The sequence below is a fragment of the Haloferula sp. genome (genome assembly GCF_049672945.1).
Lineage (GTDB): Bacteria > Verrucomicrobiota > Verrucomicrobiia > Verrucomicrobiales > Akkermansiaceae > Haloferula.
Window position 1 is genome coordinate 25357 of the sequence record NZ_JBATWY010000181.1, and the last position, 23729, is coordinate 49085.

The following is a 23729-nucleotide window of genomic DNA, read 5'->3' on the forward strand; positions in this document are numbered from 1 at the left end:
ATTTGGAAAGCGTTTTCTTTGAAGCTGTCACAGTGTTTACTTGGTAGTTTTCATGTCCGGGAGGCCGCCTTTGGGGATGGTGACCGACTGAGTTTTTCCTTCCTCATCCAGCCATTCGACGACGATGGACTCGGGAGTGACTTCCTTGAGGAGGTAAGTTTTCTCTTCGGCTGTTGGAGGCAGTGCGAACTTCGTCCGCTCCTCGACCTTGAACTCCTGACCACCCATGCCGAGGGCCTGGAGATCGAACACTGCGGTGCGGTCGAATTGCTGGAAGTCCGCACGCTGGGCGTTTGGAAGGCGATTTGGCACTTCGTAACGCAGACCCAACTTATTTGGCTTCTGGTCTTCGAAAATTCCGTATCTCAGAGTCTGGTCAATTCCAATACGCTCATTTTTCTCGGTCCGCTCTTGTATCTCGATGAACTTGAATCGGTTTTTCATCGGCTCTTCTGCGAAGAACAATTCACCCGGCTTAAGCCCCTTGTCGAAGGCGACCCGATTCTTCGGCCCAGGCTCTTCCGGCAAGGCACCCGTCCTCAATTTCGGGATCCAAGCCCCGCCGGATTCGAAGCCGAATTCCACACGCCATGGCTCGGACTCATCCTTCACGTAGGAAAGTTTGGCCACCAGTGGTGGGTGACTCTTCGAATCGCCCGGATTGGTGTTGGCTTCAAACTCCTCAATGTTGGAAAAGCCATCTTCGTCATCGTCCCGCTGCGGGGAATCCGCGAACTGAGGTGACACATTGTACTTCAACCACCAAACATTCGGAATCGGCGGATGCACGTCGGGACTCGTCACCAGATCAACCGGATTGTTCGGATCGTCCCGGTTGGCGAAAAGAGGAACACCGATGAAAAGATTCACCTCGCGCTGACCCCCTTCGAGCTTGTCAGAAGGAATGGTGCCGACATCGAGGGTCCGGTCGCCGGTGCGCGAGGAAACCGTTTCGGTCACCAGCATTCCCCCCTTGATTTCGGTTTCCGTTCCGTGCGTGCCGCTCGGATTGCTGCTAAATTCCTCTCCCACCGCACTCGATTTGGACATGCCCAGATAGACAAGTCCCCCAGCGGCCACCACGGCGACGCCGAGCAGGATCTTTTCAATATTTTTTGGAGCTTTTGACATGGATTACAAAGGGTTCAGCCTTTCGGGAGAGGCTTGGGATCAAGAAACTGGATGACATCGATTCGCACGAAAACCTCGGTCAGTTCGTCGCCAAGGACCTGCTTGAGAATCTGACCGCTGTCTGAAGGTCCTGCCGGCTCTGCGGGAGTCTCTTCAGCGGCGACTTCCTCTTCCGCTGCGGGCTCTTCTTCGTCAGGGAAGGTAAAACCTCCGTCACCGAAAGGGCTCGCATCCGCAGCGGCGGCCGCCTTGGGCACCTCGAAGCGTGCGTCCTTGGCATTGGGTGCCGTGGTCCGCTCATTTCGAATGCGGATCACACGAACGACGTAGGCGAACTTGTCCGAATCATCGATAGCGCTCAGGAAATCCCGCAAAGAGGATTCGCGGCCAGTGAAGGTGATCTCGATCGGATGCTGCCGATAGGAGCGACCTTGCAGATCGACCTTCTTATTTGACTCCTCGGGAAGTTCCGGGCGGTAGATGTTGGTGACCTTTGCGACCCTTGCATTGGCAAGCATGTCAAAGAGTTCCTCGAAAGCCTGCAACTGATAGAGAAGGACGCCGGTATTCTTCTTATTGACCGTCTCACGGGTATAGATGCCAAGACCCAGATGGGCGTCCGCCGGCATTTCGGTTTTTGAAGCCTCGAACTTGTCGACCAACTCATTGCGCGCCTTGCGCAAGGCATCACCAAAGACGTCCACACCCACGTTCTCGAGCTTGGTCGCCCGATACTTGTCAAAAGCCTTTTGCAAGCCATCAACGGAGGCGCGGTATTCCGACACAGCCTTTTCCTTGGCGGCGACATTGGCGGAGTCCGGATAAGCCGGCCCCTTGGTCAGTTTGGAAATCTCCGAGGCAGCGGCATCATAGTCCTGCTTGGCAGTCTCGTATTTTCCGGAGCTGGAGATGCCCCAGTAGGCCAGACCTCCGACGAGAACGGCGGTGGTGGCCCCCAGGATGATGGGAAAGCGGTTTTCTTGAAAACTCATAATCTAAGTGGGTTACTCGAAGGGAACCTCAGTTGAAAGAGGCAGGATGATTTCGAAGGAGGCGGCGAATTGCCCTTCCTCTGGAGCGGCATCCAGTCGAGGGACGAGTTGCTTGTCCTCGAGCGGGACCTGCTTGCCTTCCCTCTCGACTGTAAAGCGGTAGTGGCTGTTTGCACCGGCATTCTCCCGCAGCTTGTTGAGCAGATCGTAGACGACGTTCGATTTCCGCGGATTATCCCGCCAGAAACCCTTGATTCTCACGGCATTGGCAACCTTCTTCACCGGATTGTTTGGATTACCTCCACCGATATTCTCGAGCGCCGAATTACCAAAGGCGATCCGTGCGAAGTCGGGTTTGACGATCGTCTTGCCGGGCGCCTGCTCATTTGTCGGATTGTAATTGGCGAGTGGCTCGTAATCGACGATCCACGCTGCGTCGCTGGCAAAGCTCGCCTTGAGTTCCTGAAGCGCATCGAGCCAGAAGGTCCGCTGCTTCTCAATTTGGATGTACTCGTTGGCAATGTTCCGGAGCTGATCCTCCTGCTTGCCCAGTTGGTTGAGCTTGCCTGCCGGGCCTCTGAGGCTATCGGCCTGGCGCTCCATGTCTTCCTTCTTTTCGTTCGCTGAACTGGCAGCACTCATCTGGAAGAAACCCCACGCACCCGTGCCGAGCACGAGCAGGGCCGCCGCGGCAATCAGGAACGGCTTGCGCTTTTCCGATTCACGCGCCTGCCCGACCTTGGAAGGAACCAGGTCGATGTTGAGCTTGGATTTTCCAATGCCGCGCAACCCGAGACCGACAAGCTCACCCATGGTGTGGGCTTCTTTTGAAAGCCGATCGGTGTCAACACCCTTGCCAATGCTGATGGCCGGAAGTGGATTGAAATAGTCCACCGGCAGCTTCAGCTTCTCTTCGAAGAACTCCTTGGCATACGGAAGGTTCGCCCCTCCACCGGCAAGGAACACGTGCTTCGGCGCACTGCCTCCATGCTGGCTCCGATAGTAATTGGTAGTGCGCGGAATCTCCGTCGCAAGACGGGTCATCGCATTGCGGATGCACATCGCAAGCGCTGCAGTGGACTCATCGAGTGACTCGGTATGACCACCGCCAAGAGCAACCAGTCCATTCTGCGTCTTGTGCGCTTCCGCTTCCGCAAAAGGCACGTTGAACTCCTTGGCAATCGCTGCGGTCACCGTGGCACCACCTGTCGCGGCACTGCGTGTGAAAAAGCGGTCACCCTCGATGTAGAGCAGATCGCTGGTCTTGGCTCCGACATCGATCAGAAGAACCGGGTCGGTGACGTCCGGGTAAGCCGCCCGGAAAGAATTGTAGAGCGCCATCGGTGCCACATCGACTTCGGCGGTGCCCAAGCCGGTGGCATTGACGCTGTCGTTGATGTCTTCCAAGGCATCCCCCTTGATGGCGACGATCACCACTTCCTTTTCGCCACCTGACTCAAGGATCTCGTAGTCCCAGACCACCTCCTCCAAGGGGAACGGCACATGCTGCTGGGCCTCGAAGGTTACCAACTGCTCGATGTTGTCGTCGTCCAGCGGCGGCAGTTTGACAAAACGAATAAAGACCGCCTGACCGGAAATCGTGTAGCGGACCTTGCCCTTGGCCTTCAGGCGGCCAGCGAGATCGGCAATGGCCTGCCGAATGTGGCTGGCTCGTGTGCTTTCAGATGCGGGATCCGCCAGAACGGATTCGGCGTCGTAGGACTTGAGGACGAGCCCGCCTGACTTCGATGGTTCGAAGACGGCCATGCTGATCCGCTGCGTCCCTATGTTGAGTGCGACGGTGGACTGGTTATCTGCCATGATGGGTGAATGAAAAAATTGTATGCGAGCTCGAAAGGGATTTGCAGAACTTATCGCTGCTCCTCGATTTCAGCGTAACGATCCCACCAGAGCATCTTGAACGGGGTTTCGATTTTGTTGAGCAGAGGGAAGCGGCGGGATTGATCGGAGAGGCTCGGGGAATTGGCCCAGTCAGGCTTTCCTTTCGAACTCTCGGCACCCATCGAGCGACCGTTGACCAACACTTCGACCATGACCCGATCAACCGATCCCCTGCTCACGGAGTCGCTACCAGTGACTCGCTTGACGGTATTGGGTGAAAGATAAACCGAGCTGTAAACCTCTTCGTCAATCGGAACGTTGATGTGGGTGACGTCTTTGGTCAGAAGAATGAATCCCTTACCGTCAGGATTTTCGACTGCCACCGACCACTTGACGAGAATCTTGTCGACGAAGCCCGACTTCTTCTCCTCGGCATTGGTTGCCGGAAGCGTGAGGCCCACCTCGAACTCGAGCCAGTCCTTCGGCTTCCAACTTTTCGAGTCTCCCGTCGCCACCTGAGGAGACTGGAGCTTATCGAAGGCGATCTTCCCAATTTGGAGCTGACCCTGTCCAAAAGCAGAGGAAGTGAGCACGGCGGCGGTCGCAGCAGCGACGGCTGCGCCTTTACGAAGCAGAGAAAGTGAGTTTTTCATACAAGTTGAGGTTTCAAGAGAACTAGGGCCTCGTAGCCCGCATTGGCCAGAAGAAAGCCCGTAATCGAAAGAGAAAAATTACCCTTGTATTCACAATGGAAAACTCAGCAGACGACTGACGCGGTTGACAATCACGCGCTCCGAACGCTTCGCTTGCGCCGTGCCCCGCATTCCCATCGACCTCCAGGCTGGTGTTCCTCTCATCGTCGGCAGCTTCGGTGATCTCGAAAGTCTGAACTCCATTCCGATCCACGAAATCCGCGAATCCTGCGATCTGGTCGAGATCCGGCTCGACCTATTGCCTTGGGAGCCAATGGATTTGGAACAGGCGCCCTGGCTTCGGCTCATGGAACTTCCGCTGCTGTTCACCGCGCGCCGGGGAAGTGAGGGAGGCGCCGGCAACCTGGACGCCATGGCCAGAATGACGCGCCTCCGGTCCGTGATCGAGGTGGCTTCATTGATCGATATCGAAGTGGCTTCGATCACGGAGATGCAGTCATTGATCGAAGAACTGGCCGCCAAAGACCTTCCCTGGATCGGCTCCTTCCACAATTTCGCCGAGGCCTCCTGCCCCGATGTACTCTCCGCCCAGCGGATGCTCGCCAGAAATGCGGGAGCCTCAGGCTTCAAAGCGGCCGTCGAACTCGGCTGGAACATGGACCTGCTCGCCCCCCTTTCCCTCTTTCTTCAGCAGGCCAAGGATTACCCGGTATCGCTGATGGGCATGGGGCCGCTGGCACCCGTCTCACGCGTGCTCTTCGCGCAACTCGGCTCAGTCCTGAACTACGGCTACCTCGGCCACACTCCCACCGCCCCAGGCCAGTGGAGCGCCCGCCAACTCAAGGAGGCAATCAGCGCCACCGTCAAAGCCTGACCCCTCAAAAGACGATCTCGAGGCACCTAAAAAAGTGTCAGGTGATAAATCTTGCAATCTCATCCTTGAGTTTCGCGGTTTTCCTGTCGCCCATCTCGAGCTTCTCCCGCACTTCCCTCGCCAAGCGACTCACATACGGTGCGCTCCCCATCGCCAATTCCTCGACAATCCACTTCTGCCTCACACTGGTGCGCTCCATCAGCAGGTGAGCCAAGAGCGCCTTCCTCGGATCGTTCTTGGGCAGTCCCGGCAACACCTTCCTGTCCAGCTTCAAAATCCGAAGACCCTCCTTCACGATCTTCTCCGCAACCTTCAGGTCCAAATCCTTCAACTCGGCACTCGTGTAGCGTTTCCGATCCTTCACCACGGACACCTCCCCATCCAAGCCGGCGATCTTGAGCAACTTCTCCCGAAACGCTTGCTCCCCGAAATACCAACCGCGCCGCAGTGTCGATTGCAGGCCCTGCCCTTCCCAGAGCACCCGCCCGGCCTCATTTGCTTTGCTCCAGTCCACCTGTTGCTCAAGTCGTTCGATGAACTTCCGACGCCCTGCCACCGTGTCCTTCAGTTCACAACACTCGAAGCCTTTCGCTGTTTCCATCCATTCGAAGCGCTTGCTTGGCGGCTTGCGATACTCCCGAAGGCTGGTCCACTCCGCGCTGTCGAACCCATCCGCCTTCCGTAGCAAGCCTGCCCGCACCGGATTCAGATGCACGTAGTCCAGTAATTGCCGGAAATAGTGACCCTTGCGACCCTGCACCACGATCGACTTGTAGCGCCCACCGAAAAGATGACCCCACTTGGCATTCTTCACGTTGAATCGGCGGGTGTAGGTCGTCTGGAACCACTGCATCCCCGCCACGAGATTCGCCTTCGGTGTTTCGAGCACAAGGTGGTAATGGTTGTCCATCAAGGCATAGGCATGCACCCGGATCCCCGTCCTCTTCGCCATCTCTCCGAGGGTCCTCAGAAACATCCAGCGATCATCGTCGCCGTGGACAATGTCCTCCCGACCATCCCCGCGCGCCAAAACATGGTAGATCGCCCCAGGAAATTCGATTCTCGGCCCCCGTCCCATGAGAAGATCGTTAGTCTCCAACGGAGAAAATTGCAAGATTTATTACCTGACACCTTTTTTATTTATGTGACACCTTTTTTACGATCCCATTAGTGATGACGCATGCAATAACCACGTGAATACGACCTTTTCTCCACCTTTTACCACTGTGTGATTCGCCCTCGATCAGAACAGTGAGTTCATCCTCCGAATCGCGGCTCAAAGTCTGTCCTACGCTTTTGCTGACGCCCACTAAACCCATAGCTGTCTTGTCAGAGCATCCGCCACCATCGATGAAACCAGCCCCCCCTCCCCGGAGCCGACCCATGACATTCACAGAAACGCTCCACGAACTTTGCCGCAATCCTCCTTGGTTGGAAATCGTTGCCAACACGGTCAACCTCATCGCGATTGCGCTGGCCACCCGCAACTCGATTCATACCTGGTGGACCGGGATCGCAGGTTGCGCGCTCTTCGGATGGCTCTTTTTCACTGCCCGGCTTTACGCCGACGTCACGCTGCAGGTCTTCTTCATTGCCACCAGCGCACTCGGTTGGTGGCACTGGCTTCACCATCGGGGAAGACGTATCGAGCGCCCCATCACCCGCTCGGATCCCTCCGAACTGTTCGTGACGATCCCACTCGGTGCGCTCGCTTCGATTGGCTACGGCTGGTTACTCCACCGATTCACTGATGCCTATGCACCTTTCATCGATTCGGCTGTTCTCGCGCTCAGTGTTGCAGCGCAACTACTCTTGATGCGTCGCAAGCTTGAGACCTGGATCTTCTGGTTCGTTGCCAATACCGTCATGGTCTTCCTATTCGCCTCTCGCGAACTATGGATCACCGCCTTTTTCTACACCCTTTTCTGGATCAACGCCCCCATCGGCTTCTTTCGCTGGCGACGCGAACTTCTTGGTGATTCCCTCATCCCGTCCGATTCCTCCACTGAGCCTTCCCCATGAAGTCATTCCGCACCGGCCTCGTGGTGGGAAAATTCGCACCACTCCACCTCGGTCACGAACATACCATCCGCACCGCCCTCCAGCACTGCGATCATGTCGTCATCCTGAGTTATTCCCGCCCCGAATTCCCGGGCTACGGACCGTCAAGGCGCGCCGAGTGGCTTGCATGTCGCTTTCCTGAGACGACTCGGATCGTCCTCAGTCACCCCTCGGAGCCGATACCTAACAACACAGAATCGGACCTCACTCACCGCGCCTTCTGCGCCACCGTTCTACAACGAAAAATCGACCTCCCCATCGACGCGATTTTCTCAAGTGAAGCCTACGGCCTGGGTTTCGCCGAAAATCTCGCAAAAAGACAGGGTTCGCCCGTTGCCCACATCTCAGTGGATCAAGCACGAACGATGGTTCCCATCTCCGGCACGGCCCTGCGTGCTGATATTCATGGTCTCCGCCATTTCATGTCACCCGAAGTCTACGCCAGCTTCATCGAGCGAGTTGCATTTCTCGGCGGTGAATCCACTGGAAAAAGCACTCTCGCCGCCGCGCTGGCTGAGGACTTCAAGACAAGCCACGTCTCCGAGTACGGTCGCGAACTCTGGGATTTGAAAAACGGGCGACTCGCATTCGAAGACATGCTTGCAATCGCTCGCGAACAGGTTCGCCGCGAAGAAGCCGCACTCCTCGAAAACGGAACCCATCGCTTCCTCTTCTGCGACACCACGCCACTCACGACACTCTTCTATTCACGTGAGATGTTCGGTCGCGCCGCACCGGAGCTGACGCAACTGGCTGGGCGGAGCTATCACCACCTCTTTCTCTGCGATGACGACTTCCCTTTCTCACAAGACGGCACCCGCCGCGACTCTGGTTTCCGAGCCAAGGGTCAGGACTGGTACCGCGAGCAACTCAGGGAGCTACCACACCAATCGCTTCACGGTCCCCTTCGTTCCCGAATGGCTCAAGTTCGCTCCTGGATCTGTGATTGACTTGAAGGAGGACACGACGTGAAGGCTCACCCGCAATCGCCACCTTCCCGGGCTTGCGGTGACGCTGGGCCGCCCCCAAACTCGCCGCATGCCTGACGAGATCGCACCTTTGCCCATCGAAGATCTCGCGCGTGCGATCGAGGCGGAAGACCAGAGCGCCATCCGCGCCTTGGCGGGTGAAATGCACTATGCCGACCTCGCCCATATCTATCAGGACACGGATGAGGAGAAGCACTCGCTCATCCTAAAAACCATCGGCCCGGTGATCGCGGCCGATATGATCGTCCAGCTCCCCGACTCGATGATCGAGGAGGCGCTCGACTACTTCAGCCCGTCCGAGCTGAAGATTCTCTTCCGCGAACTATCCGACGATGACCGCGTCGACATTCTCCAGGACGTTGGCGACGAGGCACGGCTCCGCTTTCTCGGACTGCTCGGTCCCGAGGACGAGGAACTGACCCGAAGCCTGCTGCGCTACGAAGAGGACACTGCCGGCGGACGCATGACCACCCGCTTCGGCCGCTTGTTCGCCAACATGACGATCAAGGAGGCGATCGACATGCTTCGGCGAGAACAGGAAAGCACCGAAACCCTCAGCCGGATTTTCGTGGTCGATGTCAAAGGCCGGCTCATCGGCCGGGTTCGCTTGCGCGACCTCGCTTTCAACACATGGAACACCCCGATCAGGGACATCATGAAGGAGGTCGGCCCGGAACAACGGATCCTCGCCACCGCCGACCAGGAAGACGCCGCCAACCTGCTCTTGAAGTACGATCTCATCGTACTTCCCGTTGTCGATGAGTTCGGGCATCTGCTCGGGATCATCACCCACGATGATGCGATGGAGATTCTTCAGGAAGAGAGCACCGAGGACATGGAAAAACTCGCGGGCATCGCCGGAGAAACCGTCGAGGAAACCTACCTCCAGGCCTCCGTCGCCACGCACTTCAAACGCCGCTTCGTCTGGCTCTTTTTTCTCGCCCTGCTCGCGATTGCCTCGGGCTACGTCATGATGCGCTTCGAGGGCACCTTGATGAAAATTTTCCTGCTCTCGCTCTACCTGCCGATGGTCGTCGCCGCCGGCGGCAATACCGGCGGTCAGGCATCAACCATGGTCATCCGCGCCATGTCACTCGGTGAACTCATCCCTGGCACCGCCAGCCGTGTCCTGTGGAAGGAGCTTCGCCTCGGGATCTTCCTCGGCTGCACTCTCGGCTGCTCAATCGCCGCGCTTACCATCTTCATTCTCCCAGCCTTCCGCCCCGAGTTGCCCGAGGGCATCACCTTCACTCGCTTTGGCATGACGATTGCCATTGCCCTCGCCGCCCAAATTACCACCTCGACGGTCATCGGAGCCTTGCTTCCTCTCGGCGCCCGTGCCATTCGTCTCGACCCGGCTGTTGTCGCTGCTCCGGCGATCACCACCGTTGTCGATGTCTCCGGCATGGTCATTTATTTTACCATCGCCCAGGCTGTGCTTGGGCTGTGACCGTTTGAAATCATGAAAGAACTAAAAGATGGAATCCGCGCCGAAGTCCGGCTCGACTGGATGAATCGAGTCCACAAAAGGCTACGCGGCACCGATGCGGACAAGCGCTACGCCACCGAAGTGGAAGTCCTGAAGGTCCTCGAAGAACGTGGCTGCCCGAATGTCCCGCGACTGCTTGAAGAACACCCTGAAGAATACTACTTCGTCAGTACCTCCTGCGGTCAGCCGGCACCCAACATATCGGATAAGAAAATCAAACAACTCTTTGCCGAACTTGAACAGAAATATGGCATCCGTCACCTCGACGCCGAGCGCCGCAATGTCACTTACGACCCCCATGAGGGCCGCTTCTGTCTGATTGACTTCGAGCTCGCCGAGATTCTTCCGGACCCCTCCGGGCCAGCGGAAAAAACGACGCTTTAGACCGCCACCAACTGCTCGGGAATACCCAGCGCCTTGCGTTTGCTCGCACGGACACGCTCGGACTCCGACAACCATTCAAGGAAGTGCCCTGCCACATGAGTCACAAGCGACGTGTCTTCGCACAGATCCGGATCGACCCAGGAACTGATCGCCGCATCCTCACAGTGGTCACACTTGCAGATCATCACTTCGCAGACGTTTGGCAAGCCGCGGGCCGAGTCAATGGCACCCTGCCCACAAAGCACCACACCGCCAAGTGAGGCCAGCGCTCGCAGCACCAGAGCATAGTCATTCCAACGCTCATACTCCGGGCCTGCCATTTCAGCCCGATCAATGAGAAAATCACGAACCGCGGGTTCTCCCGCAATGTAGCGAATATCTTCATAGTCGAAGCACCCGAACTCTTCATCCGAATGAAGCGCGGCCTCATTCACGCGTTCGCAGATCTCTTTTTCGATCCGCGCCAGGTCGCAACCACAGGTCGCACCCACGGCCAGTGAAAACGGGGGAGACGACGCCTCACACCATTTGATGAGACGCCCGACCGCAGACAACTGCCGATCATTAGTAGTTTTCATAACGGACTATCCTCTCAGCACCCAAAACCAATTGCAATTCCGCTCTTCAACTATCTGCTCCCGGAGCAAAATCTGCCTGAATTTTGAAAAAAACTGCGAACTCCTGGATCCAGCTCCCCGCCGGAAACCTTGCTGCCACGACGGAGGCCTCGGCACCCGCCGTGCTCGACCGTTCCCGAAGGCGATCAATTTTTAATCAGAATCAGGACCATTCTCGATTAAAAGTTCGGATCCCCGAAGCACCTGCCACCCATTGCATCTAATTGCGGGGAGGCTTCCGCCCATTTCTCCCGGCCAATCGCCCGAAAACCGCCCAACTCCCTGATTGTCGCCACCACACCCCACGTCCATAGTCCCCATCAATGAACGCAACGGCCCATCGACGCCTCCTCAACGACATCGGAACCGTCGACGCTGTCGGCATCGAATCCCGCGTCGCGAAATACTCCACCCGCTCGATCAAGAAGGCCTCAAAAATTCAGGGGCTCAAACTCGCCGCCTCAATGGTCGACCTGACCACCCTCGAAGGCAAGGACACCGCCGGCAAAGTCGCTTCTCTCTGCCGGAAAGCACTAACCCCTCACGCCGGACTTGATGTCCCCCGCCCCGCCGCGGTCTGCGTCTACCCGTCGATGGTTCGTCATGCCGCCAAGCACGTCAAAGGCACCGGCGTCCGCATCGCCTCCGTTGCCACCGCCTTCCCCTCCGGCCAGGCTCCGCTGAAGACGCGCCTCGCCGAGGTGAAGAAAGCCGTCGCCGACGGTGCCGACGAGATCGATATGGTGATCAATCGCGGCGCCTTCCACCAAGGAGAGTTCCAACTCGTGCAGGATGAAATCGCCGCCGTGCTCGAAGCCTGCGGCGACGCCACCCTCAAGGTGATTCTTGAGACTTCCGAACTCGAAACTTACGACAACATCCGCCTCGCTTCCTTTATCGCCATGCAGGTCCTTCGCGAAGGCGACTTCATCAAGACCTCCACCGGCAAGACCTCATCCAACGCCACTCTTGGGAACAATCAGGTCATGCTCGACTCCATCCGCGACCACTACCTCGCCACCGGCATCGAGATCGCCATGAAACCCGCCGGCGGCATCAAGACCGCCAAGCAATCCCTCCAATTTCTCATCGCCGTAAAGGAGACTCTCGGCGACCAATGGCTCTCGAACACTCGCTACCGATTCGGAGCCTCCAGTCTGCTAAACGACCTTCTTCGCCAACTCGAAAAGCAACGCACCGGCGCCTACCAAGCCCCCTACACCTTCACCGAAGACTCCAGTGGTTACTAACAATTGAAGCACTGGCTTTCGTCCACATTCCAAGTAATCCCATCCAAACTTGGCGCCCTTTGCGCCTTTGCGTTTCCAAAACTTTCCACCTCCATGTCCGCCAAATCATCCCGCCCGCAGAAGTCCAAAACCCAGGCCCGCGAACTCCTCTTCGGCGACCTCTGGGAATTCGACCCGGCTCCCGAGTCCGCCTCCCCGCGCATCCTCGACCGCTATCAGCTCTTTATCGGCGGCAAGCATGTCGCCCCGAAGTCCAAGAAGCACTTCGACTCCATCTCCCCGCGCGACGGAAAGAAGCTCACCTCCATCCCCCAAGCCGGCAAAGCCGATGTCGACGCCGCTTTCTCAGCCGCGAAGAAAGCCTTCACTTCCTGGTCAAAGCTCCCCGGCGCCGAACGTGGCAAGTATCTTTTCCGCATCGCCCGCCTCTTGCAGGACCGTTCGCGTGAGTTCGCCGTCGCCGAAACCCTCGACGGCGGTAAGCCGATCAAGGAATCCCGCGACTTCGACCTGCCAATGGCCGCCGCGCATTTCTTCTACCACGCCGGCTGGGCCGATAAGCTCGAATACGTCGCTCCGGGCCGCACGCTCAAGCCGCTCGGTGTCGTCGGCCAGATCATCCCATGGAATTTCCCGATGCTGATGCTCGCCTGGAAGATCGCGCCCGCACTTGCTACGGGAAACACCGTAGTGATCAAGCCTGCTGAAACCACCTCGGTCACCGCACTCAAGTTTGCCACCATCCTCGAACAAGCCGGCCTGCCGCCGGGCGTCGTCAACATCATCAGTGGCGACGGAGAAACCGGCAAACTCATCGTCAATCATCCCGATGCCGCCAAGATCGCCTTCACCGGGTCCACCGAAGTGGGAAAAATCATCCAACGCTCGCTTGCTGGCACTGGCAAGAAACTCACGCTCGAACTCGGAGGAAAGGCCGCCAACATCGTCTTCGATGACGCACCCATCGACCAGGCCGTCGAGGGCGTCATCAACGGCATTTTCTTCAACCAGGGCCACGTCTGCTGTGCCGGATCACGCCTGCTCGTTCAGGAAAGCATCGCGGAAGAATTCACCGCCCGCCTCAAGCGCCGCCTTGCCGTGCTGCGAGTTGGTGACCCTCTCGACAAGAATACCGACGTCGGCGCGATCAACTCCGCCGAACAACTCGACAAGATCAAGGAACTCGTGAAAAGCGGCGTTGATGAAGGTGCGGAGATTCATCAACCGAAGTGCAAGCTGCCGAAGAGCGGCTACTACTTCGCCCCGACGCTCTTTACCGGCGTCGCCCAGAGCCACCGCATCGCCAACGAAGAAATCTTCGGCCCCGTTTTATCCATCCTCACCTTCCGCACTCCGGAGGAGGCCATTGAGAAAGCCAACAACACTCCCTTCGGCCTCAGCGCCGGCATCTGGACGGACAAGGGTTCCAAAATCCTCAACATGGCCAGCAAGCTCAAAGCCGGTGTCGTCTGGGCCAACACCTACAATCAATTCGACCCCAGTTCGCCCTTCGGCGGCTACAAGCAATCCGGCTTCGGTCGCGAAGGCGGCAAACACGGCCTGCTCGACTACGCCTCACTTGTCTAACATCGGACCACATCAACCAACTCAACAAGCTTTGGGGAACAGGGATCAGGATTCAGGGATCAGAAAGGCCGCATTCGTCGCCATCCCCTGCCTTTCCGACCACTAAGCCCTGAATCCTGCCTGCCCGCCATAGCTGATACAGCGACGGCGGGACTCCAAAAGCCCGAACTCATCTACCGCTCCTATGCTCACCATCACCAAGACCCCGAAATGCTACGTTGGCGGAAAATTCATCCGCAGCGAGTCCGCACGCACCTACGAGCTTCATCGTAGCAATGGCGAATTCCTCGCCCACATCCCGCTGTGTTCGCGCAAGGATGTCCGCAATGCCGTCGAAGCCGCCGCATCCGCCGGCCCCGGGTGGGCGAAACGCTCGCCCTACAACCGAGCTCAGATCCTCTACCGTCTTGCCGAAATGATCGAATCCCGTTTCGCGGAACTGGCCACGGATACCAGCGACAAGGAAGTCCGTGCCACCATCGACCGCACCGTCCACTACGCCGGATGGGCCGATAAATACGAACAGGTTCTGGGCAGCGTCAATCCGGTCGCCAGCTCCCATTTCAATTTCACTGTCAGCGAACCGATGGGCATCATCGGCATCCTCGCCCCGGAGGAAAATCCCCTGCTCGCGCTGATGACCCTGATTCTCCCCGCCATCACCTCGGGAAACACCGTCGTCGCCCTCGCCTCCGAAAGCGCCCCCTACCCCTCCATCCTCCTCGGCGAAATGATGGCCGTCAGCGACCTCCCCGGTGGCGTCGTCAATCTGCTCACCGGCCCGCGCAGCGAGATGCTCGATACGTTTGCCACCCACGAACACATCCGCGCCCTGAGCGCTGTCGCCGATCAGGAGGAAGCCACCGCCCTCCAGCAGAGCGCGTCCGAATCCGTCAAACGCGTCCGACTCCACGCTCCGAACTCCGACTGGTTCTCCAAAGACCAAGATTCCCCCTACGCCATCCGCGACTTCCTCGAAGCCAAGACCGTCTGGCACCCGATCGGCAGCTGAGCTGGAACGACCACTGCGGAAGCTCAATCCTTCCCATCCAGATACTTCCAATCGCCCTTGTAGCGCTTGAAGCGGGACACCTCGTGCAGCTCCTGTGGTTCACCATTGACGAAGTAGTTGGCGATGAACTCGACCTTGCCGACCCTGTCTTCCTTCCCGCCCTTGGCGGTGGCGACGATCGTCAGGTTCGCCCAGTTCACCTGATAGACCATTTTCGTCAGATCTTTCCTCAGTCTGGGAGCACGCGTGTCCGGATGAGTGGTTTCGACCAGATAGTCCACACGACGGAAGAAATAGGCGCTGTAGCGGGCCCTCATCAACTGCTCCGCCGTTGCTGGCTTCGCCTTCGAATGGTGGAAAGGCATGCAACAATTCGCGTAGTTGATCATGCTCTTGCAGGGGCACAACGATGCCTCGCGCTCCTTCATCGGCCTTACCGTTTTATCGCTCACTGCAAAGGATCATTCGCCCACAAGCCGGGAATTGAAAGCAATCCTTTGATGCCTCCACGAATCCCTGAAAAGGCGCCTCTCTCGGAGGTCATCATAAAAAACTCTCGCCTCAGTTATTGACCTTTCGCGATTTCCATTCAGCCTCCCGCCCCGATGAACCACCTGTCCATGCACCTCATTTGTTCCAAACGCTTCGGCGGTGGGATGATCGTGCGTCCATGGCTCAAGCCAATCGTTCAGGGTTTCACCTTCATTCTATTCACGGCGGGACATCGTAGACATCGGCAGGCAATGACCTGATCCCCGACTCCAACTTTTCTTTCTACGAGCCCCGCCACCCACCAGGTGCGCGGGGCTTTTTCGTTTCCCCATCTCTTCTCATCGCAATGACACCATGAACAAGCAAACCAGCACTCCTCCGATCAGGGGGAGCCTTATATCCGACCTGAAGCTGTTGCCGAGGCCCTTCTATCTCCTGATGGCAGGAACCTTCATCAACCGCTTCGGACACTTTGTGATCCCCTTTCTGGCCATCTATCTGCGTCAGCTTGGATTCGCGCCCTCGGTGACCGGCTACGCCCTCGGCGCCTTCGGCCTTGGTGGCTTCATGGCATCCTTCATCGGCGGCTACCTCGCCGATCGAATCGGCCGTAAGCCCACCCTGCTGATCTCGTGCTTCGGCGCAGCCACGGCCATGCTCATCCTCAGCACCGCCCGCACGGTGCCGTCATTGATCTGCGGAACCTTCCTTTCCGGATTGATGACCTGCATCTACTATCCGGCCAGCAGTTCGCTGATTGCCGACCTCATTCCCAAGCCGCTTCGTTTGCGGGCATTCGCCGTCCAGCGTTTCGCCATCAATCTGGCTTTCGGGCTCGGCATGTGCACTGCCGGACTAGTCGCCGCATCGTCGTTCTTCTGGTTGTTCATCGCAGACGCCGCTACCACCATCGTGCTTGGACTGGTCATTCTGTTCGGGCTCAAACGTGGCATCGGCCGCAAGGCCGTCTCAGGCGCCGGATGGGGCAAGGCGATTCCGGTGATTGCCAAGGATGGCACCTTCCTACGCGCCACCCTTGCCTCATCCCTGATCGCCGTGGTTTTCTGGCAGACGAGTAGCACACTCGGTCTGCAGGTCACCGAACATTCGGGCTTCGATGAAAGAGTCTTCGGCTTCTTGCTCGGACTGAACGGGTTGATGATCGTCTTCCTCGAGCTCCCTCTCACCACTTGGACGAAGAGGCTTCGGCCTCAGCGCGCCATTGCATTGGGCTATGGTCTGATCGGCCTGTCACTGGCGCTTCTCGCCCTTGATGCGGACCTGCCAATGCTGATCACCTCGATGGTCATCCTGACGATCGGTGAAATGATCGCCCTTCCCGTCAACAGTGGCTTCATCGCCGACCTCGCCCCCGAAGACATGCGGGGACGCTACATGGGCGTGATGGGACTGAGCTGGAATGCCGCGATCGGCATCGGCCCCATGGTCGGATTGTGGGTGTTCGCCCGGAGTCCCGAGATGCTGTGGATCCTCTGCGGGGTCACAGGCCTCATCTCAGCTTGGATCATTCTCCTTCACCCCGCAAAGGTGAAGGAGCCGAGCACCCAAGTTGCCTCAAGCGATCTCAACCCCACGCTCGAAATGGAAGAATGACTCCAACGCCGGAATCCTGTCTCAACCCAATGCCGGGTCGAGTCCGAGGGTTCCGGCGTAAAGTTGCGCCGCATCTTCGCCCTGCAAAGCCTCCAATTCGGCTTGGGCCTGCTTGAGTTGCTGATCCATATCGGCAAGCTCACCGGCCTGGAGCCGCGAACGCTTCTGAAGGAAATCCGACAGGTCCGCCACATGGCGCTCCCACAAGCGGCGGTCCGCACGGGCTTTCGCCTCGAGCCTGGCCGCATACCAGTCACTCGAAAGCATGGCTTCGCGACTGAAGAGCCCGCGCACTTCCGGATCATGCACGGTCTTACCCTCCCATTCACCATGCGCCATGATGGTTAGCAACGCCCTGAGTGGCGGAATCGCGTGATCGATCGAACCGTCCTCGAAGTAGTTCGACGCCACCTTCTGATGGGCTTCTGCGATGTGCTCGATCCCATCCACATAGTCATCAAGGTTCTGCTCTTCAGGACAGAGCATGTCCGAGGGAAAGACCGAACCGGAATCACTGAAGACCCGGCCAAAGAAGCGCTGCACGAAATCCGGGGTGATACGCCAGCCCAGGCGACTTGCAGGAATCGTCCGTCCCTCATGTTCGAAATCGGACAAAGGTTCAAGCAAGCCGTTCTCCAGCAACCACTTGGGATGGCGTTCTGAAATGTGCATCCGACTCCAGACCTCCGGCATGATCAAACTGATATCGTGATCGACCTGGTACTTCCGCCCGATGTGGCCTGCGGCACTGCAAAAGGCACCCGCCCCTGTTAGAAGCATCGCAATCAGGGCGTTGTTGATGTCGTGGATCGGCAACAGGCAATTGAACGGACCCTTTGTTAGAGCGCCTTCCGAACCCGCTCCAGTGGTCGACGGAGACTTGCCGGTGAGGCTTGCCACATAGTCCATGAAGAGTTCGGGGAGTTCCTGATAATGGATCGGCCCGAATACCGCGAGCGGACGGATACCCGCTTCGGGATCCGCCGGATTATTGCGGCGACCCGGAAGAATTGCATGCACCGGATTGAGCACCGGCTGACCGGGCTTGAGCCTCCGATAAAGCTTCGCGCCCACGCTTGCCAGATACTCACCATGCGGATTGTCCAGATCAGGCCGATTCTGCAAATAGCGTGGATTCTTGGTCGGCTTCCCGTCGACGACCCGCGGATTGGCAGTGCAGACAAACCAGTCGGGGCTCTCGGACCCAGCCACATCCCGGATCATCTGCCGGGCCGCAGGAGTAAACTGCTCGAAGCGAATCGCGTCCTCCATCATCTCTTTTGCCTCGGCACGGGGCAGCGGTTCATAATTGGAAAAGAACATCCCTGTTCGGGCAAAGTCGGACTCGGTCGCCCGATCGTAGCCGCGGATGACGGCGTCATCCGGCCGTTGGAAAAGCCGGTACTCGCAGTTCGTGACAAACTTGTAGGCCGTCTCATCGAGCAAGGGATGAAGGCCTGAAAGCTTCTCAGCGGGGACCACCACGGAAGCCGAAATATCGTCCTCACGCTGAAGCTTCACCGCTGGTGAGAAGTCCTTGCGGATCCCGAATGTCCGCCACGCACCTGACTCGGTGAAGCCGATCCGCAGATAACGAGTCACCAGCATTTGATTGCGGAACTTCAGCTCGATGCCGGGCTGGCCATCGATGATATCAACCGTGAAGCGAGAAGCCCAGTCGTCACCCCATTCCGGCTGATAGCGCCGCTTCAGAACCAGCACCAGGCCCCTCACCCAGCGGGGAATTGTCCGCAGCCACTCGTTGTATGTCTCGGTGAACTGGTGACTCGGCGTCAGCATTCGCACCACGGAACCAAAGGACCGACTTGGATCGAGGATCAAGCGGCTCGGCCGCTGGGGTTGGCGCGGATTGATGAAACGCGCCGTGAAAAAATCCTGTCCCATGGCAAGGATCTCGCGGACCTGTTCGAGATCCTTCTCGAGATTATTGACGGTCACCGGACCGGACAGCATGGCATCCGAAAGCGCCTTCGAGATCTCGGACTTTCCTCCACCCGATACCGTCGAGGGCTTGTGGCAAAAGGTTCCTTCAGCCTGGGTCCCGACGAGCCGCCAGCGCTGGCCCTTGATGCTCTGGCTCATCTGCACCTTGTAGCCGGAGGGCATCACATAGGTCTCGCCCACGAGCAATTTCCGCTCGGACGAAGACCCATCGGCCTTCGTCCAAGTGATCCTCAGGTTCCGCAAATCGATGTGGCTCGTCTCCGGAAGATAGATGATGTTCTTCCACTGCCGATCAATGCCGAAACCCTCGGGCTGAAGATCCATTTGATCACCGTGCAAACGCACCACCTCATCCCACGTGTGATCGACCACCGAGCCCAGCTGATCGACCGAAAAGCTCTCACCGAGATCGAATGAAGGAAAGGCCAGAGCCCCTCCCGCATGCTCCTCTTCACACAAGCCAAAGAGGTTGGCCGAAAAACTGATCTGGGTTTTCACCTCCTTCTTACAGTATCCATAGTAGCTATCGGCGATTAGTGTGACACAGACTCCCGAGGCATCGCGGCAGGCCACCTTGAAGGCGCCACCGTCGTTATAAAGCTCGTCCTCATTCTCCCAACACATGCCATCCTTGATCTGACGCGGGCTCGCTTCCGACTTGTGCGGCAGTCCGAGATCTTTCTTTTTCAGTGTCGTCAGCTGAGGTGCCAGAATCACGCACCCGCTGTGACCTGTCCAGTGTCCAGCATCGAGACGGGCGTCATTCTCGGGAAGGAAGGGATCGCCAGCATTGCCGAAAATGCTTTCGACAAAATCAAGATTACTGACCAGCACTCCGGGCGCAAAGAACCGGATCTCCATCGTCCGCCGGGGCAGCACGCCCGGAACCTCCGGACAGACCACCGGGCGCAGCAGCAGGCTGACAAAGGTGTCGGCCCTTTCCCCTTCCGGACGCGTCGCGGTGTAGGGCAGCCGGAGGAGTTTCTCCGGCGGATTGAGTGCCGCCTTCAGCAGACCGGCAAAGGCACGCCGTGGCACACCCTTCTTATCGAAAGGAATCGGCAGTCCGTCCTCAACGACGTGGAACACCCCCTCGGTCGTTCGCCGATCCTTGGCGGGATTGTGGCAGACGCCCTGATGAACCCGATACGAGGACAGAATGTCTGAAGTCAGCGTATCGGAATCCGCCGGCACCGAGAACACCCGGGCCAGACCATGACGATCCAGAGCCAAGGATGAACTTGGCACCAGCGCCTCACCAGGCTCGAAGATACCGTCCAGATGCTCGCCCAGATACCGCTCGAGAAAGTCCTGAATCGCCTGGTCCGCTGGACAAAGTGGCTCGCCGAAAATCCGCAGTTTCTCCTCGAAATTTGCCAGCAGCGAGCGCCCGAGCGCCAGCAAGGGCGAATCCTCATCGCCATCCGGCACTGCATAACCGCGCGACGCCAGCTTCACATTTGCCAGTTCCGCCAAACGTCCGCGAGCCGCGGCAGCCTCACGCTCTGATGAGAAAAATCCTAGGGTTTCTTGAGGTCTTCGGTGCACGTTGGGAAAGTAATCCACTCAGCACACGCCTTGCCAGCTCTAGCTTTGAAAGCTTTTCCTCGGAAAGATCCACGACGGAGCTCATCAATGACCGCAACCCACGACCTAAAACATCCATGAAGCGATTCCTTCTGATCAGCTCTTTCATGTTCGCCATGCCCTCTTTCGCCGCTGATCAAAAAACCATCGAAGCCGAACAACTCAGGATCGGCTCGATGGTGATGGCGATTGATGCCGCCCTCAAAAAGCCGGCGGACCAGAGCTCTCTCGAAACCATTGCCCGTTTCGGAACCGACAGCCGCCATTATGTGATGATCCGCGGTTGGTTGGTCGAGTTGCTCAAGGGTAGCGAGAGTCAGCTCGCAGCGACTCAGGATCCCGACCTCAAAGCCAAGCATCGCCAGAAGGTCGACTTCCTGAAAAAGGCCATCCGCCGGATCGATCTGGAGTAGTCCTCGAGCTTAGGGCTGGGCAGATCCCATCGAACCAGGTTTGCCGGGAAGCTTGATCGGCTCGCCAAGCGATTTCAACTGCCCACTTTCCACCGCAAACACACTCAGATCCTCGCTGTCGAGATTCGCGACAAACAGACGACGCCCATCTGCACTGAAGGCGATGCCCTCGGGGAACGCACCCGTCTCGGCGCGGTTCCGTTCCTTCAAGTTCTTGCCATCAACTTCATAGAGCACCACTTCACCATTCGGGTGATGAAACCACTGACCTTTGAAGATATCGGTGCTGCCATTGAGCAAAGGAACCGCCACATACTTCCCATCCGCGCTGACCGCCAAACCTTCCGGTCCATCACCAACAGAGATCGTGTGGCACACATGAGGCGCTTCTCCGCTGAAATCGATCAGGCTCAGGGTATCCACATGACCATCCGGCAGGCCGTTGTTTCCGGTGTTGCAAACAATCGCCATCTCGCCACTGGGCAGAAACTTGACGTTGTAGGGTGAACGACCGACGGGAATGTCATTTGCCGCATCATAGCTGAGCTTGTTTCCATCGATCCCAATCCGAGCCACAAGGTGCTCGCCGAACTTGGTGACCAACGCGCTCTTTCCATCCGGATGGAAGGCAACGGCTGCCGCATCCCCGTCGATGACCACCGTATCAAGCATCTCGACCTTCTTACCGCTGATGCTGAAAAGGGAAACCGAGCGGTCGGCGCGATTCGCCACTAACAGACGGCCACCATCCCGGCTAATCGATAGACCCGACGGTTGAGCTTTGGTTTCGACCGCTGACACCTCACCCGGCGCACCCCCTTCCAGATCGATGACCTGAAGCAGCTTCGCCGGCTCTGAGTTCCAGACGCCATCGACCTCGATCCAATTCACCGAATTGGCGACGATTGCCAGTTTCTGATCGGGAGTGATCGCGACATTGGTCGGCGGACCAAAAATCGAATTGGGAAGTCCAAGATTCGTCAAATTCTTTGGCAAGGTCTCGCTCTCCGCGAGATTGATGAAGGTCACCGTGTCCTGACCGGGCGCCACCTTGGTCAGCCCCTCAGGACGACACTCGATCTTGGTATCATTCCCGATGATCAACCATTCGGGCCCGGCGATGAGTGGAGTGCTTGCAAAGACAAACAGCAAGACGAAGGCGGCTTTCATCCTCCGAGATGAACGCAGGACCCGGCTGGGTGGCAAGCTCGTAGATCCTGAGTAGTCATGGATCTCCCGCGAAGCGTCCAGTTTGCTGCAACGACTCAAGCCCGGCTCAATGAACCGTGCCAACCATCACCGCCTCAACCATTTGCAGGGCCTCGCGATTCGGCCGCACCTGATGCACCCGATGAATCATCGCACCGCTCTCGCGCGCCCAGGCCGTGAGCGCAACCGTCGGCCAATCGCGATCCTCCAACACGTCACTCCCGAGCAGTCGCCCGATGAAACTTTTTCGCGACAGTCCGATCAGCAAGGGGCAACTCCCAACCTGGAGCTGCTCCAATCCGCGGAGTAGTTCGAGATTGTGCTCAAGCGTTTTTCCGAAACCGATCCCGGGATCAAAACACAGCGCTTCTTCCGCAATCCCGGCAGCTGTTAGATCGGCCAGACGCACGGAAAAAAACTGCCTGACCTCGGCAAGCACATCCCCGTATTCCGGCTTCACCTGCATCGTCCGTGGCTCGCCCTGCATGTGCATCACCACCACCCCACAGCCACTCTCCGCACAGACCCGGACCATTTCCGGGTCGCGGAGACCACTGACGTCATTGACGATATCCGCGCCGGCCTCGAGAGCCGCACGCGCGGTTTCAGGTTTCATCGTATCGATCGAAATCAAGCCCTCCCATTCATTCCGCAGGGCCCGGATCACAGGCAGGGTCCGTGCCATTTCCTCGGCAGCACCCACCTCGTCCGCACCCGGCCGGGTCGACTCTCCACCCACATCAATGATCGCCGCCCCTTCGGCAATCATCTGCCGAGCCCGCACCAAAGCGGCCGCCGGAGAATCGTGATCACCTCCATCGGAAAAGGAGTCCGGCGTGACGTTCAGGATCCCCATGACGATCGCCCGTTCACTCAGATCCAGGGTGGAGGCTCGTGTTTTCCAACGCATCTAACTCTGGAAATGCCCCCTTGCCCCTACCCAAGCCAAGCATTATTCTCCGCCGCCATGACCTTGAAGCGCCTAACCCTGATCCTCGGACTCATCGTCTCCCCTCTCGTCTCCGCCCAGATTCCCGGCGTCGATATCGACGGGCCCTTCGTCCGCGTGAAGCGAAATGAAGACGGTACCAAAACGGAATTCAGCCGCGGCAACGATCGCAAGACCCTGACCAAGAAGACCTACAGCGCCCAGAAGCGCGTCGTCATGACCACCGTCTACCGCCTCGACGACCGCGGCAACCCGCTGAAGTGCGACATCTTTGATGGCGCCGGGAACAAGCTCTACAAAACCAGCTTCGGCTACAGCAAACGCCCCGGACCTACCTTTGGAAAACTCGTCCAGGAACTCCTCTTCGACGTCCGGGTGAAACGCTACTTCGACCTCCCCGATGCCAACGGCAAACGCAAAGAGAAGCCGGTCCACATGTTCATCTACTCCTACAATGCCGACGGCTCTGCCAACCTGCCCGTCGGCATGACCCTGATCAAGGGCAAGACCGCGGAAGAAGTCTTCGGCACCGGTGTGGAATCCCAGGTCATTCCGAATCTCGAGGAATTCGAAAAGGTCGAACCCGCCAATCCAAACGCCCGACCGGTCGGGCGCTGAC

At 58.0% G+C, this 23729-nt stretch carries 22 protein-coding genes; 12 read left to right on the top strand and 10 right to left on the bottom strand.

The features are described 5' to 3' along the window. Window positions 1-36: 36 nt before the first annotated feature. From WBG04_RS16325 to WBG04_RS16340, 4 genes are read right to left on the bottom strand one after another with little or no spacing between them, the layout of a single operon-like run. Entirely contained in the window at window positions 37-1131 is a 1095-nt protein-coding gene (locus tag WBG04_RS16325; RefSeq protein ID WP_424315610.1) for an Amuc_1099 family pilus-like system protein, read from the bottom strand. Between the two features lie 14 nt (window positions 1132-1145). Continuing rightward, window positions 1146-2123: an Amuc_1100 family pilus-like protein gene (locus WBG04_RS16330; RefSeq protein ID WP_424315612.1), complete on the bottom strand. Its 978-nt coding sequence runs from the start codon at window positions 2121-2123 to the stop codon at window positions 1146-1148. A 12-nt stretch (window positions 2124-2135) separates the two neighbouring features. Further along, window positions 2136-3944: an Amuc_1101 family PilM-like pilus complex protein gene (locus tag WBG04_RS16335; protein WP_424315614.1), complete on the bottom strand. Its 1809-nt coding sequence runs from the start codon at window positions 3942-3944 to the stop codon at window positions 2136-2138. A gap of 50 nt (window positions 3945-3994) precedes the next feature. Continuing rightward, window positions 3995-4618 carry an Amuc_1102 family pilus-like protein gene (locus tag WBG04_RS16340; RefSeq protein ID WP_424315616.1) on the bottom strand — a complete coding sequence of 208 codons (624 nt, stop codon included), beginning with the start codon at window positions 4616-4618 and terminating at the stop codon, window positions 3995-3997. A 160-nt stretch (window positions 4619-4778) separates the two neighbouring features. Between WBG04_RS16340 and WBG04_RS16345 the strand changes: the two genes are divergently transcribed. Continuing rightward, entirely contained in the window at window positions 4779-5492 is a 714-nt protein-coding gene (locus WBG04_RS16345; RefSeq protein ID WP_424315618.1) for a type I 3-dehydroquinate dehydratase, read from the top strand. A 37-nt stretch (window positions 5493-5529) separates the two neighbouring features. On the opposite strand, the gene WBG04_RS16350 is transcribed toward WBG04_RS16345, so the two are convergent. Next, window positions 5530-6570, bottom strand: a complete 1041-nt coding sequence (locus tag WBG04_RS16350) for a transposase (RefSeq protein ID WP_424315620.1) — start codon at window positions 6568-6570, stop codon at window positions 5530-5532. Window positions 6571-6875: 305 nt separating this feature from the next. On the opposite strand from WBG04_RS16350, the gene pnuC reads away from it, so the two are divergent. The 4 genes from pnuC to WBG04_RS16370 all read left to right on the top strand — a co-directional run bounded on the left by pnuC (window position 6876) and on the right by WBG04_RS16370 (window position 10415). Then, window positions 6876-7514, top strand: coding sequence for a nicotinamide riboside transporter PnuC (gene pnuC, locus WBG04_RS16355; RefSeq protein ID WP_424315621.1), 639 nt, complete (start codon window positions 6876-6878; stop codon window positions 7512-7514). Continuing rightward, a complete protein-coding gene (locus tag WBG04_RS16360; protein WP_424315623.1) occupies window positions 7511-8503 on the top strand; it encodes an AAA family ATPase in 993 nt (330 codons plus the stop codon). Before pnuC ends, WBG04_RS16360 begins: the two co-directional genes overlap by 4 nt. 88 nt (window positions 8504-8591) lie before the next feature. Continuing rightward, the gene (gene mgtE, locus WBG04_RS16365; protein ID WP_424315625.1) at window positions 8592-9992 is read left to right on the top strand and encodes a magnesium transporter; all 1401 of its coding nucleotides are present in this window, start codon (window positions 8592-8594) and stop codon (window positions 9990-9992) included. 12 nt (window positions 9993-10004) lie between these two features. Further along, complete coding sequence (locus WBG04_RS16370) at window positions 10005-10415, top strand: serine/threonine protein phosphatase (protein WP_424315626.1); 411 nt, start codon at window positions 10005-10007, stop codon at window positions 10413-10415. Here the strand turns inward: WBG04_RS16370 and WBG04_RS16375 are convergent. Further along, window positions 10412-10993, bottom strand: coding sequence for a hypothetical protein (locus tag WBG04_RS16375; RefSeq protein ID WP_424315628.1), 582 nt, complete (start codon window positions 10991-10993; stop codon window positions 10412-10414). The two genes, WBG04_RS16370 and WBG04_RS16375, sit on opposite strands and share 4 nt — an antisense overlap. Window positions 10994-11355: 362 nt before the next feature. Here WBG04_RS16375 and deoC point away from each other — a divergent pair, with 362 nt between their 5' ends. The 3 genes from deoC (at window position 11356) to WBG04_RS16390 (ending at window position 14881) form a co-directional block, all read left to right on the top strand. Then, the gene (deoC, locus tag WBG04_RS16380) at window positions 11356-12282 is read left to right on the top strand and encodes a deoxyribose-phosphate aldolase (RefSeq protein WP_424315630.1); all 927 of its coding nucleotides are present in this window, start codon (window positions 11356-11358) and stop codon (window positions 12280-12282) included. Between the two features lie 93 nt (window positions 12283-12375). After that, on the top strand, window positions 12376-13869 hold the full coding sequence (locus tag WBG04_RS16385; RefSeq protein ID WP_424315632.1) for an aldehyde dehydrogenase family protein: 1494 nt from the start codon (window positions 12376-12378) through the stop codon (window positions 13867-13869). A gap of 184 nt (window positions 13870-14053) precedes the next feature. Then, window positions 14054-14881 carry an aldehyde dehydrogenase family protein gene (locus tag WBG04_RS16390; RefSeq protein WP_424315634.1) on the top strand — a complete coding sequence of 276 codons (828 nt, stop codon included), beginning with the start codon at window positions 14054-14056 and terminating at the stop codon, window positions 14879-14881. Between the two features lie 23 nt (window positions 14882-14904). On the opposite strand, the gene WBG04_RS16395 is transcribed toward WBG04_RS16390, so the two are convergent. Further along, window positions 14905-15246, bottom strand: a complete 342-nt coding sequence (locus WBG04_RS16395; protein ID WP_424315636.1) for a YchJ family protein — start codon at window positions 15244-15246, stop codon at window positions 14905-14907. 240 nt (window positions 15247-15486) lie between these two features. On the opposite strand from WBG04_RS16395, the gene WBG04_RS16400 reads away from it, so the two are divergent. Then, entirely contained in the window at window positions 15487-15633 is a 147-nt protein-coding gene (locus WBG04_RS16400) for a hypothetical protein (RefSeq protein ID WP_424315637.1), read from the top strand. A gap of 94 nt (window positions 15634-15727) precedes the next feature. Then, window positions 15728-16987 carry an MDR family MFS transporter gene (locus WBG04_RS16405; RefSeq protein ID WP_424315639.1) on the top strand — a complete coding sequence of 420 codons (1260 nt, stop codon included), beginning with the start codon at window positions 15728-15730 and terminating at the stop codon, window positions 16985-16987. 21 nt (window positions 16988-17008) lie between these two features. Here the strand turns inward: WBG04_RS16405 and WBG04_RS16410 are convergent, their stop codons facing one another. Continuing rightward, a complete protein-coding gene (locus WBG04_RS16410) occupies window positions 17009-20500 on the bottom strand; it encodes a hypothetical protein (protein ID WP_424315641.1) in 3492 nt (1163 codons plus the stop codon). A gap of 116 nt (window positions 20501-20616) precedes the next feature. Between WBG04_RS16410 and WBG04_RS16415 the strand changes: the two genes are divergently transcribed. Next, a complete protein-coding gene (locus tag WBG04_RS16415; protein ID WP_424315642.1) occupies window positions 20617-20952 on the top strand; it encodes a hypothetical protein in 336 nt (111 codons plus the stop codon). A gap of 9 nt (window positions 20953-20961) precedes the next feature. Here the strand turns inward: WBG04_RS16415 and WBG04_RS16420 are convergent, their stop codons facing one another. Both WBG04_RS16420 and folP read right to left on the bottom strand, forming a co-directional pair. Then, entirely contained in the window at window positions 20962-22122 is a 1161-nt protein-coding gene (locus WBG04_RS16420) for a lactonase family protein (RefSeq protein ID WP_424315644.1), read from the bottom strand. Between the two features lie 106 nt (window positions 22123-22228). Next, window positions 22229-23071: a dihydropteroate synthase gene (gene folP / locus WBG04_RS16425; protein ID WP_424315646.1), complete on the bottom strand. Its 843-nt coding sequence runs from the start codon at window positions 23069-23071 to the stop codon at window positions 22229-22231. A gap of 57 nt (window positions 23072-23128) precedes the next feature. Between folP and WBG04_RS16430 the strand changes: the two genes are divergently transcribed. Further along, window positions 23129-23728: a hypothetical protein gene (locus tag WBG04_RS16430; protein WP_424315648.1), complete on the top strand. Its 600-nt coding sequence runs from the start codon at window positions 23129-23131 to the stop codon at window positions 23726-23728. The last annotated feature ends 1 nt before the right edge of the window (window position 23729 follow it).

Bases quoted from the DNA above. Each gene is read 5' to 3' on its own strand.
- WBG04_RS16400 (WP_424315637.1), top strand. From the start codon at position 15,487: ATGAACCACCTGTCCATGCACCTCATTTGTTCCAAACGCTTCGGCGGT.
- pnuC (WP_424315621.1), top strand. From the start codon at position 6,876: ATGACATTCACAGAAACGCTCCACGAACTTTGCCGCAATCCTCCTTGG.
- WBG04_RS16360 (WP_424315623.1), top strand. From the start codon at position 7,511: ATGAAGTCATTCCGCACCGGCCTCGTGGTGGGAAAATTCGCACCACTC.
- WBG04_RS16405 (WP_424315639.1), top strand. From the start codon at position 15,728: ATGAACAAGCAAACCAGCACTCCTCCGATCAGGGGGAGCCTTATATCC.
- WBG04_RS16335 (WP_424315614.1), bottom strand. From the start codon at position 3,944: ATGGCAGATAACCAGTCCACCGTCGCACTCAACATAGGGACGCAGCGG.
- WBG04_RS16385 (WP_424315632.1), top strand. From the start codon at position 12,376: ATGTCCGCCAAATCATCCCGCCCGCAGAAGTCCAAAACCCAGGCCCGC.
- WBG04_RS16375 (WP_424315628.1), bottom strand. From the start codon at position 10,993: ATGAAAACTACTAATGATCGGCAGTTGTCTGCGGTCGGGCGTCTCATC.
- WBG04_RS16330 (WP_424315612.1), bottom strand. From the start codon at position 2,123: ATGAGTTTTCAAGAAAACCGCTTTCCCATCATCCTGGGGGCCACCACC.
- WBG04_RS16395 (WP_424315636.1), bottom strand. From the start codon at position 15,246: ATGCCTTTCCACCATTCGAAGGCGAAGCCAGCAACGGCGGAGCAGTTG.
- mgtE (WP_424315625.1), top strand. From the start codon at position 8,592: ATGCCTGACGAGATCGCACCTTTGCCCATCGAAGATCTCGCGCGTGCG.
- WBG04_RS16325 (WP_424315610.1), bottom strand. From the start codon at position 1,131: ATGTCAAAAGCTCCAAAAAATATTGAAAAGATCCTGCTCGGCGTCGCC.
- WBG04_RS16370 (WP_424315626.1), top strand. From the start codon at position 10,005: ATGAAAGAACTAAAAGATGGAATCCGCGCCGAAGTCCGGCTCGACTGG.
- WBG04_RS16350 (WP_424315620.1), bottom strand. From the start codon at position 6,570: ATGGGACGGGGGCCGAGAATCGAATTTCCTGGGGCGATCTACCATGTT.
- WBG04_RS16340 (WP_424315616.1), bottom strand. From the start codon at position 4,618: ATGAAAAACTCACTTTCTCTGCTTCGTAAAGGCGCAGCCGTCGCTGCT.
- WBG04_RS16420 (WP_424315644.1), bottom strand. From the start codon at position 22,122: ATGAAAGCCGCCTTCGTCTTGCTGTTTGTCTTTGCAAGCACTCCACTC.
- WBG04_RS16430 (WP_424315648.1), top strand. From the start codon at position 23,129: ATGACCTTGAAGCGCCTAACCCTGATCCTCGGACTCATCGTCTCCCCT.
- WBG04_RS16415 (WP_424315642.1), top strand. From the start codon at position 20,617: ATGAAGCGATTCCTTCTGATCAGCTCTTTCATGTTCGCCATGCCCTCT.
- folP (WP_424315646.1), bottom strand. From the start codon at position 23,071: ATGCGTTGGAAAACACGAGCCTCCACCCTGGATCTGAGTGAACGGGCG.
- deoC (WP_424315630.1), top strand. From the start codon at position 11,356: ATGAACGCAACGGCCCATCGACGCCTCCTCAACGACATCGGAACCGTC.
- WBG04_RS16390 (WP_424315634.1), top strand. From the start codon at position 14,054: ATGCTCACCATCACCAAGACCCCGAAATGCTACGTTGGCGGAAAATTC.